This is a genomic window from Sorangium aterium, from assembly GCF_028368935.1.
Taxonomy (GTDB): Bacteria; Myxococcota_A; Polyangia; order Polyangiales; family Polyangiaceae; genus Sorangium; species Sorangium atrum.
Map to the genome: position 1 here is coordinate 270,339 of NZ_JAQNDK010000001.1, position 16,255 is coordinate 286,593.

Annotated in this window: 12 protein-coding genes; 3 read left to right on the forward strand and 9 right to left on the reverse strand. The window is 71.0% G+C overall.

Annotated features, from left to right (window positions below; translation table 11 throughout):
* Positions 1-187 precede the first annotated feature (187 nt).
* From POL72_RS00835 to POL72_RS00845, 3 genes are all read right to left on the reverse strand, one after another.
* Positions 188-748: a hypothetical protein gene (locus tag POL72_RS00835; protein WP_272092972.1), complete on the reverse strand. Its 561-nt coding sequence runs from the start codon at positions 746-748 to the stop codon at positions 188-190.
* The gene (locus tag POL72_RS00840; RefSeq protein ID WP_272092973.1) at positions 742-894 is read right to left on the reverse strand and encodes a hypothetical protein; all 153 of its coding nucleotides are present in this window, start codon (positions 892-894) and stop codon (positions 742-744) included. Before POL72_RS00840 ends, POL72_RS00835 begins: the two co-directional genes overlap by 7 nt.
* A 78-nt stretch (positions 895-972) precedes the next feature.
* Positions 973-2,007: an AraC family transcriptional regulator gene (locus tag POL72_RS00845; RefSeq protein WP_272092974.1), complete on the reverse strand. Its 1,035-nt coding sequence runs from the start codon at positions 2,005-2,007 to the stop codon at positions 973-975.
* Positions 2,008-2,129: 122 nt separating this feature from the next.
* Here POL72_RS00845 and POL72_RS00850 point away from each other — a divergent pair, with 122 nt between their 5' ends.
* Positions 2,130-3,044 (forward strand): NmrA/HSCARG family protein, encoded by a 915-nt coding sequence (locus POL72_RS00850; protein ID WP_272092975.1) that lies wholly within the window; start codon positions 2,130-2,132, stop codon positions 3,042-3,044.
* Positions 3,045-3,350: 306 nt separating this feature from the next.
* The gene (locus POL72_RS00855) at positions 3,351-3,905 is read left to right on the forward strand and encodes a hypothetical protein (RefSeq protein WP_272092976.1); all 555 of its coding nucleotides are present in this window, start codon (positions 3,351-3,353) and stop codon (positions 3,903-3,905) included.
* A 75-nt stretch (positions 3,906-3,980) separates the two neighbouring features.
* Here POL72_RS00855 and POL72_RS00860 read toward each other — a convergent pair whose 3' ends face one another.
* Complete coding sequence (locus POL72_RS00860; RefSeq protein ID WP_272092977.1) at positions 3,981-7,982, reverse strand: chemotaxis protein CheB; 4,002 nt, start codon at positions 7,980-7,982, stop codon at positions 3,981-3,983.
* Between the two features lie 353 nt (positions 7,983-8,335).
* Positions 8,336-9,478 carry a lysylphosphatidylglycerol synthase transmembrane domain-containing protein gene (locus tag POL72_RS00865; protein ID WP_272092978.1) on the reverse strand — a complete coding sequence of 381 codons (1,143 nt, stop codon included), beginning with the start codon at positions 9,476-9,478 and terminating at the stop codon, positions 8,336-8,338.
* A 315-nt stretch (positions 9,479-9,793) separates the two neighbouring features.
* On the opposite strand from POL72_RS00865, the gene POL72_RS00870 reads away from it, so the two are divergent.
* Positions 9,794-11,086, forward strand: a complete 1,293-nt coding sequence (locus POL72_RS00870; RefSeq protein ID WP_272092979.1) for a PAS domain S-box protein — start codon at positions 9,794-9,796, stop codon at positions 11,084-11,086.
* Positions 11,087-11,139: 53 nt separating this feature from the next.
* Here POL72_RS00870 and POL72_RS00875 read toward each other — a convergent pair whose 3' ends face one another.
* The 4 genes from POL72_RS00875 to POL72_RS00890 form a co-directional block, all read right to left on the reverse strand.
* On the reverse strand, positions 11,140-12,060 hold the full coding sequence (locus POL72_RS00875) for a hypothetical protein (protein ID WP_272092980.1): 921 nt from the start codon (positions 12,058-12,060) through the stop codon (positions 11,140-11,142).
* 155 nt (positions 12,061-12,215) lie between these two features.
* Positions 12,216-13,034 (reverse strand): HugZ family pyridoxamine 5'-phosphate oxidase, encoded by an 819-nt coding sequence (locus tag POL72_RS00880; RefSeq protein WP_272092981.1) that lies wholly within the window; start codon positions 13,032-13,034, stop codon positions 12,216-12,218.
* A 59-nt stretch (positions 13,035-13,093) separates the two neighbouring features.
* Positions 13,094-14,923, reverse strand: a complete 1,830-nt coding sequence (locus tag POL72_RS00885) for a B12-binding domain-containing radical SAM protein (protein WP_272092982.1) — start codon at positions 14,921-14,923, stop codon at positions 13,094-13,096.
* A gap of 26 nt (positions 14,924-14,949) precedes the next feature.
* Entirely contained in the window at positions 14,950-16,233 is a 1,284-nt protein-coding gene (locus POL72_RS00890; RefSeq protein ID WP_272092983.1) for a glycoside hydrolase family 1 protein, read from the reverse strand.
* Positions 16,234-16,255 lie beyond the last annotated feature (22 nt).

A 16,255-nucleotide genomic window follows, 5' to 3' on the forward strand; every position in this document is an offset into this window, starting at 1 on the left:
GGATCCTCGCCAACGCAGGGCAGTGGACCAGCGCCCGAACCCTGGCCGATTCCCTGACCGCCGCCCATCGCGCCACGGCATCGCTGCTCGACGCGATCGAGGCCCAGGGTTTTTCATGGGGTGTATCCGACGGTAACTGACGGCGCAGCCGGTCAGCGCACGGCGGAGAGGTCGAGAAGCAAGAGCGTCATTTCGGGACCTTGACGTCGAGCTTGCCGAGGCGCGCGAGCAGCGGGCCCCGATCCTCCATGGCCACGCCGACGAGCCTCCGCGCAGACGCATCGTCGAGCTTCGGGACGGATCGCGCTGCGAATCCTTCCTCGTCCGCGGAGGAGACCTGAAAGATCAGGTGGTAGACGCCGCTGTTCGAGACCGCGAGCACGCGCTGCATCTCCCCCAGGCCGAGCAATCGGCAGAGCGCCGCGGCAAGGAACCCCGCGGCAGCACGAGCGAGAGCGCCGCCGCGAAACGAGAGCGAGACGTGGTGCTCGCGTCCGTCCTTGCCGGCCTCGGCGACTGTATACACAACGGCGATGTCGGCAGACGTGATGAACGCATTGCCCTCGGCGAACGGGTCCGCCGGCGGGCCCTCCCCGGCGCGCCTGAGCGCTGTCTCCTTGGCGCGGCCGACCCCGCGCGAGAGCTCGATCAGGTGGTCCGGCGAGAACAGCCGATCGTAACGCGGCCGCTTCATCGCGAACCGGTAGACCAGGAACACAACGAGCCCGACGAGCAGCCATTTCAGCATCGGACCTTGCACCTCCGCGCCCACACGCCGAGACAGACCATCACGCCCGCGGCGAGCGGCAGGGCGGGCGCCTCGCTGGCCTGCGTCGAGCCCGGCGCGCACCCCTTATCCTGGATCGCCGCAGCATGCGCCTTCCGTCGTCCCATGGCGAGGCATCGTGCCGGTCCTGGCGCGATTCGTCCACGGGGAATCACCTCTGCCGTCGCCTCTCGCATACCCGCGCCTCACGCCCTTGCGGCTCGTCGGGCTGGCGGATCCTGGCCTCCCCCGGCTCGGGGCCGGGCGCCTGGCTCAGCTGGTGGATTGCTCTGGCGCACGTGCTGCTGGCGACGGTAGGCCCCCGGCGCCATGCCCGACCACTGTCGGAACGCGTGGCTGAACGAGGCCTCCGATGCGTAGCCGGTGAGCTGAGACGCCAACGCGAGCGTCGCGCCTTCGCGCAGCAACATCGTCGCCCTCTGCATGCGCATCCGCGTGAGGAAGCCGAGCGGCGGCTCGCCGACGAGGCTCGTGAAGCGCGCAGCGAAGGCGGACCGCGACAGCCCGACCTGCTCGGCGAGCGAGGCGACCGTCCACGGATGCTCCGGTCGGCCGCTCATCAGGCCCAGGGCCGTGGCCACGCCCGGATCGCGCAGCGCGCTCACCAGCTCGAGCGATCGACACGAGTGCGAAGGCTCGTCGCCCAGCGTCTCGACGTATGCCCGCATCACGTGGATGAACAGCACGTCTGCCATGCGGGCGAGCGCGAGATCGGAGCCGAACGGCCTCGACTCGATCTCGCGCGCGAGGAGACGGAGGTGCTCCACGAGCGCCGTCTGACCCGCGCCCGCACCCGCGAGCCGGAACACGGGCGGCAACGACGACACGATCGGGACGGAGAACGGATCCTCGAGCTCGACGAGCGCCGACGTGACCCTCGCCTCGGTCCCCACACCGCCCAGGGTCAGGCGCCACACGCGCTCGTCACCGCCCGCGCGGACCCCGGGCAGCGCTTCGAAAGCGACGAGCGGCGTATCGGCACGATCACGGAGCGAATGCGCCCGGCCATGCGGTACCACGGCGACATCACCGGTCGCCAGGGCGAGCGCGTGGCCGTCGTTCTCGGCCGAGACCCAGGCCGCGCCGCTCACCACATGGTGGACGCAGAAGGTCGAAGGCCTACCTCGAAGCGCGACGCCCCATGGCGCCCTCGCGTCGAGGCAAGCCCACGACGCCGACCTCGCTCGAACCGAGGACAGGAGTTCGCTCAGCGCGTCCATGAGCGGCCCCGGCTGGACGATTTCGCAAACAACGTGGACGCGCTCGGCTGGTCGCAGCCGCTCGAGCGCCGCATGGTTGGGGGGTGATTCGAGGCCTTCATTCGCCTCGGGAAGGGTAGCTCATGTCCATTGAAGCGACCACCGAGCCGGTGCTGGTCACCGGCGCCACGGGGAGGCAAGGCGGGGCCGTCGCCGCTGCGCTGCTCGGGCGAGGCGTCCCCGTGCGTGCGCTCGTTCGTGACCCTGGCGTGGCTCCTGCAATCGCGTTGCGCGCTCGAGGCGCGGCCCTCGTGCGGGGCAACTTCGACGACCCCGGCTCGCTGCGCATCGCCTGCGAGGGGGCGCGGGCGGTGTTCTCCGTGCAGCACCCGAGCATGGCCGATCCCGAGTCGGACTCCGAGCGACTACAGGGGAAGAACCTCGTCGAGGCAGCCCGGGCCGTCGGCGTGCCCCAGTTCATCCACACCTCGGTGTCCGGAGCCGGCGCGCACCACCGGCGAGCGCCGGGCTGGGAGCTCGAGCGAGGCCATATTCGCAATTACTGGGAGAGCAAGGCGTACACCGAAGAGCTTGTGAAGAACGCCGGATTCCGCTTCTGGACCCTCATCAAGCCGTCCTTCTTCATGGAGAACTTCGTCCGCCCTTCCATCATGTTCGAGGGGGGCACGGGGGACCGCCTGCTCACCACGATCGCGCCTGACACGGAGCTGGCCCTGGTCGCCGTGCAGGACATCGGGGCAGCGGCCGCAGCCGCTGTCCAGGAGCCGTCACGGTTCCACGGCGTGGAGCTCGAGCTCGCGAGCGAACGGTTGACGATGCGCGAGATCGCCCGTGCCCTGGCCCGTGCGCTCGACCTTCCCATCGAAGCTCCGTCGCTCACGGCCGACGAGGCCATCGCCCGGGGTCTGATGCCCACGATTGCGCGCCCGCACGAGCGGCTGAATCACCACGGCAGCCCGGCCACGCCCGAGGCGGCACGGGCGCTTGGCATTCCACTCACCAACTTCGAGACCTGGCTTCGACACCACCCTCTGTGAGGCCGGGGGCTCGCCCGATCACGCGCGTTGCTGCGACGCCGGGAGCCGCCCTGATCTGAACGCCGCGCGCGATGGCCCCGAGCTGGCGGAACTGGCGGCGCGCGTGGCGGCCGCCAGGTCCCGGAGCGCGGAGAGGGCCAGAAGATCCGGCAAAAAGGCCGCGGCACACCGCTCGCACTACGTGCCTACCAGAACGCCGCGAGGTCCGACCTCGCGCTGGTCCCGCCGTTGCGGGACGGCGCGAGGCCCGGAAGCGGCGTGCTAGCCCGAGCCGGCGTCACGCGCCGCGCTCGGATGGAGGCACCCATGTCGGTTCATCATGCCATGTCCATGCTTCTCCCTGTCCTCGCGGTCGCCTGCTCCGCAGCGCAAGGCGGCGCCCCGGAGCCATCGGAGAGCACCACACCGCAGCGCGACGACGCAGCGGCGCCGGCCAGCTCGACAGGCGCGAAGAGCTTCGTCGACGCCGAGTCGTACTTCACGAGCTCGGCCGAGATCGACGCCTGGTACGGGCTGCTCCGCGAGCTGAACGACGACTTCGACGTCGTGTGCGGCGACACGTTCTGCGAAGGCGATTTCACGAACTACATGCCGCTTCGACTCCGTTGCTCCGTCGAGGAGCACGCCGGGACGATAGGCAGCTGCGTGTGGGTCCTCGCCGCGAGCAACGAGGAGATCGTGCCTTCCACGGGCGAGGTGGAGGTGGACGCGAGGATCTTCCTCTGCGAGATGCCCGTCGCCCCGGACACCGCCGTGACCGACCTCGTCGAGGCGCTCTCGGCGCCGTCAGGTCGGGCGATCAACGCGGCGCTCCCTGGAACGGACCGATCGCTCTACGACGGCCTCGTCGAGTGCCTCTGACAGCTCGCCAGCGTCGGCCAGCGCGACCGTCGAGCCGCGCCGGCGGCGCCTAATCCTGCCCGTCGGTCGAGCGCCTCAGGCGCCGCTCTCGCCCGTCACCGGCTCGCCTTCGGCGAGCAGCCGCTTGAGCGTGCCGAGATCGACGGGCTTCACGATGTGCTCGTCAAACCCGGCTCCACGCGCCCTCTCGCGGTCGCCCTGCTGCCCGTAGCCGGTGAGCGCGATCAGATAGACGTTCTTGTGCTGGGGCTTCTCTCGAACGCGGCGCGCGAACTCGAGGCCGTCGATCCCCGGCAGCCCGATGTCCACGATGGCCACGTGCGGGAGCACCTCGTCCATGAGCTCGATCCCCGAGATCCCGTGATTCGCCGAATGGCACTCGAACCCGGCGCGCGTCAGGAGCGCGCAGAGCGCCTCGCGGCCGTCGTCGTTGTCCTCCACGACGACGACCCGCGATCTCCTGGGGAGCTTCCCGGGCAGCGAGCCGCGCGCCGCCTCCTGCTCGGATGGCGGCTCGGAGATCGGCAGCCGCACCTCGAACTCGCACCCTTTGCCCTCTCCCTCGCTCCGCGCGCTCACGGTGCCGCCGTGCTTTTCGACGAGGCCTCGGACGAGGGTGAGCCCCACGCCGAGCCCCCCCGCCGATCGGTCCAGGGTGCGGCTCGATTGCACGAAGAGCTCGAACACCGTGTCGAGCATCTCCTTCGGGATCCCGACGCCGTCGTCCTTCACGCGGACCACCGCGTGTCCGTCCACGCGCTTGGCCTCCAGCGTGACATGACCCCCTCGCGAGGTGTACTTCGCAGCGTTGTTGAGCAGGTTCACGTGAACCTGCTGGAGCCGCGCTGGGTCGCCCTCGACCCAGATCGGCTCGGGATCGACGATGACCGCGAAATCGACGCCGCGCGTGTCCATGAGGTTCTTGACCGCGTCGGCGGCGTCCTTCACCACCGAGCCGAGGTCGAGCACGCGCTTTCGAAGCTCGATCTTGTTCTGCGTGACGCGGCTCGCCTCCAGCAGATCGTCGAGCAGGCGCGCCATCTGCGCGGACTGACGCTCGAGGATCTGGACGACCTTCTCGTCAATCCCGGACGCGCCGGAAGGCGCGGAGCAGTCTTCCTTGAGCAGCGCCGTGGCGTGGACGATCGCGCCAAGAGGGTTGCGGAGCTCGTGCGACAGCATGGCGAGGAACTCGTCGCGCCTGCGCACGGCGTCCTTGATCTGCTCCTCCGATCGCTTTTGCGCGGTGACGCTCCGGAAGATCCCGATGATACCCACGATGTGGCGCGCCGCGTCGATGAGCGGGAGCCGCGTGACGAGGTCCCACTCCACGACGCCATCCTGCCGCACGCGCTTCTCCAGCTTGTAATGCTGCGCCTCGCCGGTCCGCAGCACCACCTCGTCCTGCTTGTGAACGGCGAGCGCCGCCTCGTACCCAGGCAGCTCGAAGCCGGTCTTACCCGCCGCTTCGCCTGGATCGGAGAGGCCGAGGCGCTCCGCCATGGCGTTGTTCGTGCGAATGAACCGGCCGCGCGCGTCCTTGAAGTAGATCGCGTCGGGCACGCTGCGGAGCAGGCTGTTCAGGAGATAGCGCTCGTGGAAGAGCGCGTCCTCCGCCGCCTTCAGGCCGCTCACGTCGATGAGCGTGAGCACGACCCCCGCGATGGTGCCCTTGGCACGGTAGGGGAGGATGCGAAGAAAGAACGAGCGACCATGCCGGTCGCGCAGCTCGCGCTCCACGCGCTCCCCCGTCGCGAGCACGCGCTTGAGATCCGCGGTGAGCTCCGGGTGGTCGACCGCATACGTGAACGTCTCGATCGGCCTGCCGACGTCCTGCAAGAGCAGGTTGAAGCTCTCCGCGATCTGCGGCGTGAATTTCCTGATCTTGAGCTCCCTGTCGAGGAAGATGGTGCCGATGTCCGTGCTCGACAGGAGGTTCTCCATGTCGTTTCCGAGCTCGGTGAGATCGGCGATCTTCCGCTGGTACTCCGCGTTCACCGAATAGAGCTCCTCGTTGACGCTCTGGAGCTCCTCGTTCGTGCTCTGCAGCTCCTCGTTGGAAGCGAGGAGCTCTTCGTTCGCCGCCTGCAGCTCCTCGTTGCTCGCCTCGAGCTGCTCGGTCATCGCCTGCAAGGTCTGCTTCGTGTAACCGAGCTCCGCCTCGAGCGCGCCGAGCTGCTCGCGCGACACGTCGTCCAGGTCGATCTCCTTCACCGGCACCGCCGCCCGGCGCGGCGCCCCGTCGTTCGCGTCGATCGCGTCGAACGTGATGAGGACGTGGGGCAAGGTGCCTCGTCGGCTCTCGACCCGGCGCATCGTGACCTTGTAGGTGCCTCCCTCCGCTTGCACCCCCTTGAACACGATCGCCGTGCGCTCCTTGATGACGCGCCCGAGGCCCCCCGTCAGCACCATCTTGAGGTCGCAGTCCAGCATCTCGAAGGCGTCGAGCCCCTGTCTGCCATCCTTGACCTTCAGGAACCGGCTCGCGCCGCCGAACGCGTGGACGAGCTCCCCTGTGTCATTGACGAGGAGGCTCGGAGGCATGAACTCGTCGAGCAGCGCGTCGTAGGTCCCGAGCAGGTACGACGCCGGGGGGCGCGCGATGGGCGCGGTGATCCCCGAGCGCGGGGCGCTCCGGGCCTTCGTCGATGCCGGCTGGAAGCGGGGCTCGACCTGCATCCGCCGGTCGCTGTACTTCCGGTAGATCCGCCATTGCTTGTCGACCATCTCGAAGTCGTGCGCGAGGTGCCCCGGCGTCTCGCTGGGCCCGAGGAAGACCACGCCCCCGCGGTTGAGCGCGAAGTGAAAGAGGCTCAGGACCTTCTGCTGCACCGCCGGCTGAAGGTAGATGAGCACGTTGCGGCAGCTGATGAAGTCGACGCGCGTGAACGGCGCGTCCTTGATCACGTTGTGGTGCGCGAAGACCACCGCCTGGCGGAGGTCCGGGACAACCTGGTAGCTGCGTCCGCGCCGGATGAAATACCGCTCGAGGCGCTCGGGGGAGACGTTCACCACCGCCTCTTCCTCGTAGAGCCCGCGCGTCGCGATCTCGAGCGATCCATGGTGCACGTCGGTCGCGAAGACCTTGAACGGTCGCTGGCCATTCCGGGACGTGAGCTCGTGGAGGAGGATGGCGAGCGAATAGACCTCTTCGCCCGTCGCGCAGCCGGCCACCCACACGCGGAACGGGGCGTCCCGCGGCCCCGCGCGCAGGAGCTCGGGGAGCACCGAGCGCTCGAGGATGCCGAACGCCTCCTCGTTCCGGAAGAAGCGCGTCACGCCGATGAGGAGATCACGGTAGAGCACGTCGAGCTCGCTCGACTTGCTCTTCAGGCGCTTGACGTACTGTTCGATATCGTCCGTATGCGCGAGCTGGATCCGCCGCTCGATGCGCCGGGTGACCGTGCTCGGTTTGTAGTGCGTGAAGTCGATGCCGAACTGCTCCTCGAGCATCCTGTAAACCGCGCTCATCCCCTGATCGACCCTGACCGCGTCCCGCTCCGGGCTACGCCCCTTGGACCTCACGTGATCGAGGAGGACGCGCGGCATGTCCTGGGGAGGCAGGACGCAGTCGGCCACACCGGCGTCTCGCGCGGTCTTCGGCATCCCGTCGAACTGCGCGCTGTCGACGTCCTGCACGACGACCAGCCCGCCCGCGTCGTGGACCGCGCGGATCCCCCGTGAGCCGTCGCTGCCACCCCCGGAGAGGACCACGGCGATCGCCCGCGGGCCGCAGTCCTGCGCGAGGGATCGAAAGAACACGTCGATGGGCAGCGCGAGCTCCTGGTCGCGATCCCGCTCGCTCAGGAGGAGGCGGTCGCCGGAGATGATCATCTCCTTCTTCGGCGGGATCAGATAGACGTGGTCGGGCTCGACCAGCATGCCGTTCTCGACGAGGTGAATGGGCAGCTCGGTGCGGCGCCCGAGGATCTCGTCCATCAGGCTCTTGAAGTCCGGCGACAGGTGCTGGACCACGACGAAGGCCATCCCGCTCTCCTTCGGGATGTTCTCGAAGAAGTGCTCGAGCGCCTCGAGCCCCCCCGCGGAAGCGCCGATCCCTACGACGTAAGGCGCCACCTCTGGCCGGACTGTGCGGGTTCTTGTCTTTGTGGCATCGCGCACCTCGCGCTCGGTCGACATGACCGACCTCGACGGCAGCAAGCGTGCCCAGGCTGGGCCCGCTGGCGAGCGCCTTCACCAGGGCCAAAATCCCCGGGATTCAGCCGTCGGACGGAGGTCGGATGTGTGGCAAATTGCCTCGCTGCGCGCCCCATGTGAGTCTTGCGGCCTCGCAACGGCTCAGGGACGGCGGGGTTCGTGCGCAGGGAGCGAGGCTCCCTCTCACGCGGGGTTCGTCAGAAGGTCGGTATCCCGGTGACGACGACCTTCTCCGGCCGGACGCCGCGGCGGACGAAGAGGTCGCGGTCTCCTCATCTCGTCGCCTCGCTTCCCGCCATGGGGGCGGGCGCGGGGCGGAACGCCGCCCGGCCGCCGAAGAACACGAGCAGGCCGAGCGCTATCCACACGAGCTCCTTGGCTCTCTTGATGAGGACGAAGGCGGCGCCCACCGTGGCGGCGGCGGGCACGCCGAGCGCGGTCAGGAAGGCGACATAGCCGGCGTCCTGCACGCCGAGCCCGGCAGGCACCATGAAGGCGGCGGCGCGGAGGAGCGCGAGGACGACCTCGAACGAGAGGACCTCGGGGAGCGAGACGTCGACCCCGAGGAGCCGGAGGAAGAAGTACGTCTCGGCGCCCTCGGCGAGCCACATCCCGAGCAGCAGCAGCGCCGCGGCCGCGAGCGCGGGGCGGCGCTCCGCGAGCGCGGCCGCGTGCCGGTCGGTCGCGGAGAAGGCCGCGGCCCTCGCGTCGATATAGGCCTTCACGCGCTGGCCGGGCAGGCGCTTGAGCCACGCGAAGACCCGAGACGCGACCGTCCCCGAGAGGAGCGCGCCCGCGAGCGCGAGCGCCACGGCGAGCAGGCCGAGCCCCGAGAGGACCACGAGCCACGGGAGCCCCGGCCCGCCGATCAGGGGGCGCGAGGCGCGCTCCAGGTGGCCGAAGCCGAGCGCGAGGGCGATCCCCACGTAGGCGGCGTTCGCGAGGACGATCAGCGCCCTGCGCACCGCGATGCCGGCGACGGCCTGCGGCCCCGGGGTCCCGCACCACCGGTGCAGCAGATAGAACGTGACCGACTCGGAGAGGGCAGCGCCGGCGGGGACGCTCATGTTGAGCGCCTCGGTCGACAGCGTGAGCGCGAGGTACCGGGAGAACGGCGCCGGCCGCCCGGACGCGGGGTTGCACGTGTCGAAGACGCGCCGGCTCGCCTCGGCCTGGAAGAGCCGCGCGACGAGGTTGGGAACCAGGGCGAGCGCCATCATCGGCGCCCCCACCGAGGCGATGAGCGCCGCGACGCTCGGGAGATCCGCGCCGCGCAGCGTGCTCCAGAGCGCCGCCGCCGCGATGGCGACCCCGAGCCACCTCAGCGCGACGGCGCCCGCGCCCGGGCGGGATCGCGCCCCGGGGACAGGCTCATCGTGGGCGTCACGGGCAGCGTCAGGGGCAAGGAGGGGCATCGCACGTTCGCGCTCCGGCGCCGGCCGAGGGCCTGAGGCCGAGGGCGCATGCTCGTATCGCGCAGGCGCGTCGCGCGCTGATGTCATGGGCGCAACGCCGCGGCGACACGTCGCGGCACGCCGCGACACGCGCGGTCGTGCGTCGAGCTCGTCCGCTCCGGTCGAGCGCGTCCGACGCGCTCGAGCAGCCGACGAACGCGCGGCGTGACGCGGGGATCGGCTATCTTCCTGGTTCGCTGAAGACGCGCGGGAGCGGAGAGCGGCTCCTCGGCGGGGTGGGAGGGGGCGGTCGGAAGGATGGAAGGAAGAGCGAACGTGGCGACGGATCAGGACAGCATCGAGCGGCTCCGGGTGGAGAACGCCGGATTGCGAAAGGAGATCGACAGGCTCCATGAGCAGCTGGGGCGCCGGGAGGAACGGACGCGGCTCATCCTGCAGGCGGCCGGCGAGGGCTTCCACGTCGTCGGGATGAACGGGGACATCCTCGACTGCAATCCATCCTTCGCCGGCATCGTGGGTTACGACCGGAGCGAGCTCCTGACGATGCACATCGGCGAGATCGACCCGCGGCCGCCGCACGAGGTCGCCATGGTCATCGAGGAGATCAAGGCCAAGGGGTCGCTCCGCTTCCTCGCGAGGCACCGCCACAAGGACGGCCACCTGATCGACGTCGAGGTCAGCTCTCACCTCGTCCAGAGCGGTGATGAGCAGTTCTTCTCCGCCTTCTCGCGGCCCCTCACGGAGCAGCTGAGGCGCGAGCAGGCGCTGCGCGAGAGCGAGCAGAAGTTCCGGGCGATCTTCGACGAGACCTCGATGTTCATCGGCCTGCTCACCCCGCACGGGGACCTGATCGAGCGCAACCGGACGATGGCCGATTTCACCGGGGCGCGGCCGGGCGAAGCGCGCGGCGGGCCGCTCTGGCAGGCGCCGTTCTGGGTCGGCGGAGCGAGCGCAGGGGAGCGGATCAAGGAGTGCGTCCGCCGGGCAGCGGCGGGCGCGCCGTCGTCGTGCGAGGTCCAGATCCACGGGCCCGGCGGGCGCGTGGCAACGCTCGACCTCAAGATGAAGCCGATCCTCGACACGCTGGGCCAGAGCGTCCTCCTGATCGCCGAGGGGTACGACGTGACCGAGCTCCGGCGGGCCGAGGCGGAGCGCGCGGCGCTTCAAGCGCAGATGATCGACGCGCAGGAGGCGACCATCCGGGAGCTCTCGACGCCGCTCATCCCGCTCGACGCGGGGATCCTGGTGATGCCCCTCGTCGGGCGGCTCGACCGGGTGCGCATCGAGCAGCTGCTGGAGCGCTTGCTCCAGGGGGTGGTGGCGCAGCGCGCGGTCACCGTCATCCTCGACGTCACCGGCGTGCCGGTGGTGGACGCCGAGATCGCGGACTCGCTGATCAGGGCGGCCCAGGCGGTGAAGCTGCTCGGCGCGGAGGTCATCCTCACCGGCGTCGGCCCCGAGGTGGCGCAGACGATGGTGAGCATCGGCATCGACCTGCGGGAGATCGTCACGCTGAGCTCGCTCCAGAGCGGGCTCCACCACGCGCTGGGGCGCTCTCGCCGTGGCGTCGGGAGGAGGTCGGGCGGCCCGCGGCGCCGCGACGGGTGACGGGCTGCAGAGCGCCTCCCCGGAGGGGCGTCGCCGTCAGGATCGCGCTGGGGTCAGCGGCGGATCGGCTCGGCGAGCCAGCGCACCAGCGCGTCGCTGTCGAGATCGAGCAGAGCATCCTCGACCTCGCCCGGCCCGAGGGCCTGTGCGCGCTCGACGATCGAGCGCTCCTCCTCGGCTGTGGGCCGGCGCCCGACCCGCCGCGCGAAGAGACGGCCGAGCAGCTGGGCGATGACCTGCTGCTCGGCCTCCCGCACGCGCTCGTCGAGCGCCTCTCTCATCCACGGTACGCTCCAGAGCAGCTCCTTCTCCGTCTCCGTGTCGTCCATCAACATGACGATCTCCTTCCGCAGATTGTGTCTCCAGGGGTCGATGGCCGCCATGACGAGGAGCGCTGTATATAACTCGACCCGCTCCTCGCCGGTCGCCACCCGCGCGTGGATCTCCGCGACGACCTCCCGCATCGCGGCGGCAGTGGCGTCCCGGGCAAGCGGGGCGAACACGAGCCAGAACACGCTGCCGCGCGCCCTGAGCTCGGCGACCGTGCGCTGGTAGACCGCGTCGATGCGGAAGCGCGCGCCGCTGAACTGCCGCTCGCGCCAGGCGGTGCGGCGCGTCCCTGTCGCGGGCAGGCGCTGCCTGCGGCCCGAGAGGACCACGGCGACGCTCTCGATGGGCGGCACCGGCTCTCCGGGGGCCTCGCGCCGAAGCGCGGCGAAGAGGAAGCCGAGGTACTCGAACATCTGGTCGGGCACGTCGTCGCGCCACGCGAAGCAGAACTCGACGTGCAGCACGCGCAGCTCGGCGCCGACGCGCAGGCGCAGCGCCTTGTCGAGGCGCCGCTCGAGCTTCGTGACCTGCGTGTCTATCCAACCGAGGACCTCGACCGGTCTGCCCTCGGGAACAAAGACGCGCGTCAGGTCGCCGGGGCACCTCCGGGCGATGTGTCGCAACGTGATGTCGGCGTCTCCCATGCAGCGCGACCTCGGCAGGTCGCATACCAGGGAGCGAATCGCTGAAATCAGCGGGTGCCGGGGGGGTGAGGCGCGCTTCGGGGCTGGCGCCGCCATGGCGGACGGCGGCCTCCCCCGCGCCGGCGGCGGCAGGACGGCGCCCGCGCGGCGCGCCGCTAGGCGGTGCGGCCGCGCGCCTCGCGCACCAGCGACACCATCGCCTTCCGCACCTCGTCCGTCGCCGAGACCGGCGCGCCGAACGGGAGGCGCGCCGCCTTCGGCCCCGCCGGCGTGATGACATCGAGCTCGAAGCCGTAACGATCGACCGAGGTCATCGTCGCGCCGGTGGCGTCCTTGATGCCGGCGAGGACCTTCGCGTATGCGAGGACCGCGTCGGCGTGATCGGTGTTCATGTGCTCGAGGATGCCCGCGGCGTCGGCGGCGAGCGGATCCGGCTCGGCGGCCGCGTAGGCGTCGGCCTCGACCCAGGACATGCGGCCGAAGCCGCCGACGTAGCGGATCGACACCGGGTCGAGCCGGTAGAAAGAAAAGTCTGTGAAATCGACGTAGTACGACGCGCGCGGGTGCGCCGCGAGGAAGCTCGTCCGGGCGGCGGCCGCCTCCGCGCCTTCGAGCGAGCGGCACGGGCCCATCAGGGTCATCCGGCCGAGCGCGAGCGGGTCGGCCAGGCCCTCGGCGGGCTCGGCGAGGAGCAGCGACGCCTCGGCGCGGACCTTGAGGTTGCCTGTGTGCTCGGCGAGCGCCGAGAGCAGCAGCAGCGGGCGCCCGTGACCGTCCACGGTGACAGCGACGAGCGAGCCGTACGGATAGCCGGCGGGATCCCGCGCGAGCGTGCACAGCGTGGCGGCGCGGGCCCGCTGCGCCAGCGTGCGGCAGCGCTCGGCGTGGCTCGGCGCCTTCGCGCCCTGGAGCGGTGGATCCGCCGCCGGCGCCGGGCCGGCGCCGGGGCGGCCATGGTCTGTGCTCGTCGACATGGAAGGGCGGGTAGCACGCCGGGAGGGCCGGAGGAACCGGGGCGCCGCGCCGCCCGGCGCTACGACGGCAGCACCCGGAGCCGCCCTCGCTGCGCCGCTGCGTCGCGTCCGCCCGCTTCGGCCGGACGCGCAGGCGCGGGCCGCGCCACGGCCTGCGGCCACGCCGCGAAGTCCTCCGGGAGCGGCCCCGGGAGCGCCGGCTGCGCGGTCCGCTCCAGGAGCTGGAAGTCGCAGCGCGCGACGAGATCGAGCGGGAGCCCCTTGCCCGGCCCGCCCTTCGCGAACCACGCGCGCGCCGCCTGCACGTTGCGGATGAGCACGGCGTGCTGCGGGTCGCGCTTCGCCGCCGCCGTGAAGTGGTCCTGCATCGCCTGCCAGTCGCGCCGGCCCGCCGCGACGCACGCGAGCGCGTTGAGCGCGAGCCCCGGCAGCGGGTGGCCGAGCTCCAGCGCGCGCGCGGCGTGCCGCTCCGCGAGGTCGAGCTGCCCCGCGTCGAGGTAGGCGACGCCGAGCTCCAGGTGCGCCGCGTGGTGGTCGCCGAGCCGCTCGAGGATCGCCAGGCGCTCCTCCACCCCCTCGCGGTAGAGCTCGCGCAGCCCCTTGTTCTGCTCGAACCAGGCGCTCATCAGCGCCGTGTCCTCCTCCGAGGCGTCGAACGGCGTCTTGAGCTCCTGGAAGTCGCCGCGGAAGTAGACGTCGCGCTCCAGCCAGCCCGCCGCCTCGGCGTCGTCGAAGTCACGCGTGCCGGGGTAGATGGACAGGCACGAGAAGATGTACTGGTGCGGCCTCGCCGCCTCCAGGAACGCGAGCGTCTCGCGGAACGTCTCCGCCGTCTCGCCGCGGTTGCCCAGCATCATGTAGTAGCGGACCTGGATCCCGTACTTCTTCGCGAGCTCCGTCGACTCGATGATCTTCTTGACCGTGATCTTCTTGTCGATGTTCTTCAGGATGGACGGCGAGCCCGACTCGACGCCGAGGCTCAGGCGCTGGCAGCCGGCGAGGCGCATCTCGCGGAGCAGCTCCTCGCCGAGCACGTCGACGCGCGTGTCGCAGCTCCACAGGAAAGAGATCTTCCTATCGCGGATGCCGCGGCAGATCTCGATGACGCGCTTGCGGTTCGTCGTGAAGGTGTCGTCCTTGATCTGGACCATCTTCACCGGCAGCTTCGCCACGGCGGCCTCGATGGAGTCGAGGACGTAGGGCACCGATTGACCCCGGAAGCCGCGGCCCCACGTCGCCTCGGCCCCGCAGAACGTGCACGCCCAGGCGCAGCCGCGCGAGGTCATCACGATGTGCGTGGCGAAGTGGTCGTGCGGCGACGCGAGCGCGTCGAGCTCCTCGATCGCGGGCCGGGGCGGGCCGAGCTCGACCCGGCCGTCGACGCGGTAAGCCGTGCCGGCGACGCCGAGCGCGGGGCGGCCGGCCTCGAGGCGCTCGAGGAGCTCGAGGAACGAGTGCTCGCTCTCGCCGAGCGTCACCGTGTCGATCTCGGGGTGGTGCCGCAGCATCTCGGCCGCGAGCGGGGTCGCGTGCGGCCCGCCGACGACGATGTGCGCCCCGGGGTGGAGCCGCCGGATGCACCGGGCGGTGAGCGCCACGCCGCGCCGGTTGGCGGTCCAGCACGACAGGCCGAACACGTCCGCACCGAGCTCGCGCACGACCCGCTCGACCTGCGAGAACGGGTACGACGAGAGGTTCAGCACCTTCACCTGGTGGCCCGCGCGGATGGCCTGCGCGCCCAGCGAGAAGAGCCCGTACGGGGTCTGGTGGAAGTCCGGGTCGAGGTCGCCCTCGCGGTACTCGGCCGGCGGGCCGTCGCCGCTCGCGTCGAGCGCCTCCCCGGGCGCGGGGATCTTCCAGGGCGGTGGGTAGAGCAGCGCGATGCGCATCGTTCCTGCCTTTCCGGTGCCGTCGATCACGCGGGCGCGGCGCCGCGCTCGCTCCGCGCGCCGCCGGGGCCGTCGGCGTCGATGCGGCGCGCGCGCGCGATCCGGGCGTAGAGCTCGGCGCTCGGCCGCGGGCTGCGCTCCTGGGTCACGCGGTCGACCTCGACGAGCCCGAAGCGCGGGGCGTACCCCTCGGCCCACTCGAAGCCGTCGAGCAGCGACCAGTGCATGTACCCGCGCACGTCGACGCCGCGCTCGATGGCCCGCGCGACCTCCGCGAGGTGCCGCACGAGGAACCGCGGGCGCTGGTCGTCGTCGGCGTCGGCGATGCCGTTCTCCGTGATGTAGATCGGGACCCGGGCGCGGGGCCACCAGGCGTCGAGCACGTGGCCGAGGCCCTCGGGGTAGATCTCCCAGCCGAGATCGCTGACCTCCGCCCCCTCGGGGACGAGCCGCCGGAGGAACCCCGCGCGCGCGTGCGCCGGCGAGAAGCGGACAAGGTCGCGGCTGTAGTAGTTCACGCCGAAGAAGTCGTGCAGGCCGCTGTCGCAGACGGCGCGCGCGAAGGCGTCGTTGAACAGCCGCTCGAAGAGGGCCGCCCACATGCGGTCGGCGAGCCGCCCGAACCGCTCGGGCTCGATGACGCGCAGGTGGTGCGCCACGCCGACCGAGATGGAATGCCCGCGCCGGCCCGCGGCCTCGTGCATAGCGCGGTACATGGCGGCGTGGGCGCGGAAGAGGTTCTGGTGGGCGCGCACCGCCTCGACGGGCGAGCTTCGCGCAGGCGGCCAGACGCCGAGCAGGTGGGCCTGCAGGGCGAGCATGTTGGGCTCGTTGATGGTGATCCAGAGCTGGCACAGGTCGCCGAGCGCCTCGACGGCGCGCTCGGCGAAGCGCGAGAGGAGCGCCGGCAGCTCCTGCGAGAGCAGGCCGCCCCGCTGCGCGACCCAGCGCGGCAGGGTGACGTGGTGGACGGTGACCATCGGGGTGATCCCGGCCTCCCGGTGCGCGCCGAGCACGTCCCGGTAGTGGTCCCACGTGGCGGGATCGAACTCGCCCGGCTCCCGCTCGACGCGGGCCCACTCGATGGAGAGCCGGTGCGCCCCCATACAGAGCCGCGCCTGGAGCGCGACGTCCTCGCGGAAGCGGTGCAGCTGGTCGCACGCGTCGTCCGGCGTGTCGCCGCCGCGGACGCGCCCCGGCTCGCGCGCGAACGCGGCCCAGTCGCTCTGCGCGCAGTGCCCCTCGACCTGTGTGGCGGAGGCGGCAGTGCCGAACAGGAACCCGTCCGGGAAGCGCAGATCCTCACCCATGAGCGCGCATCCTACGCGAACT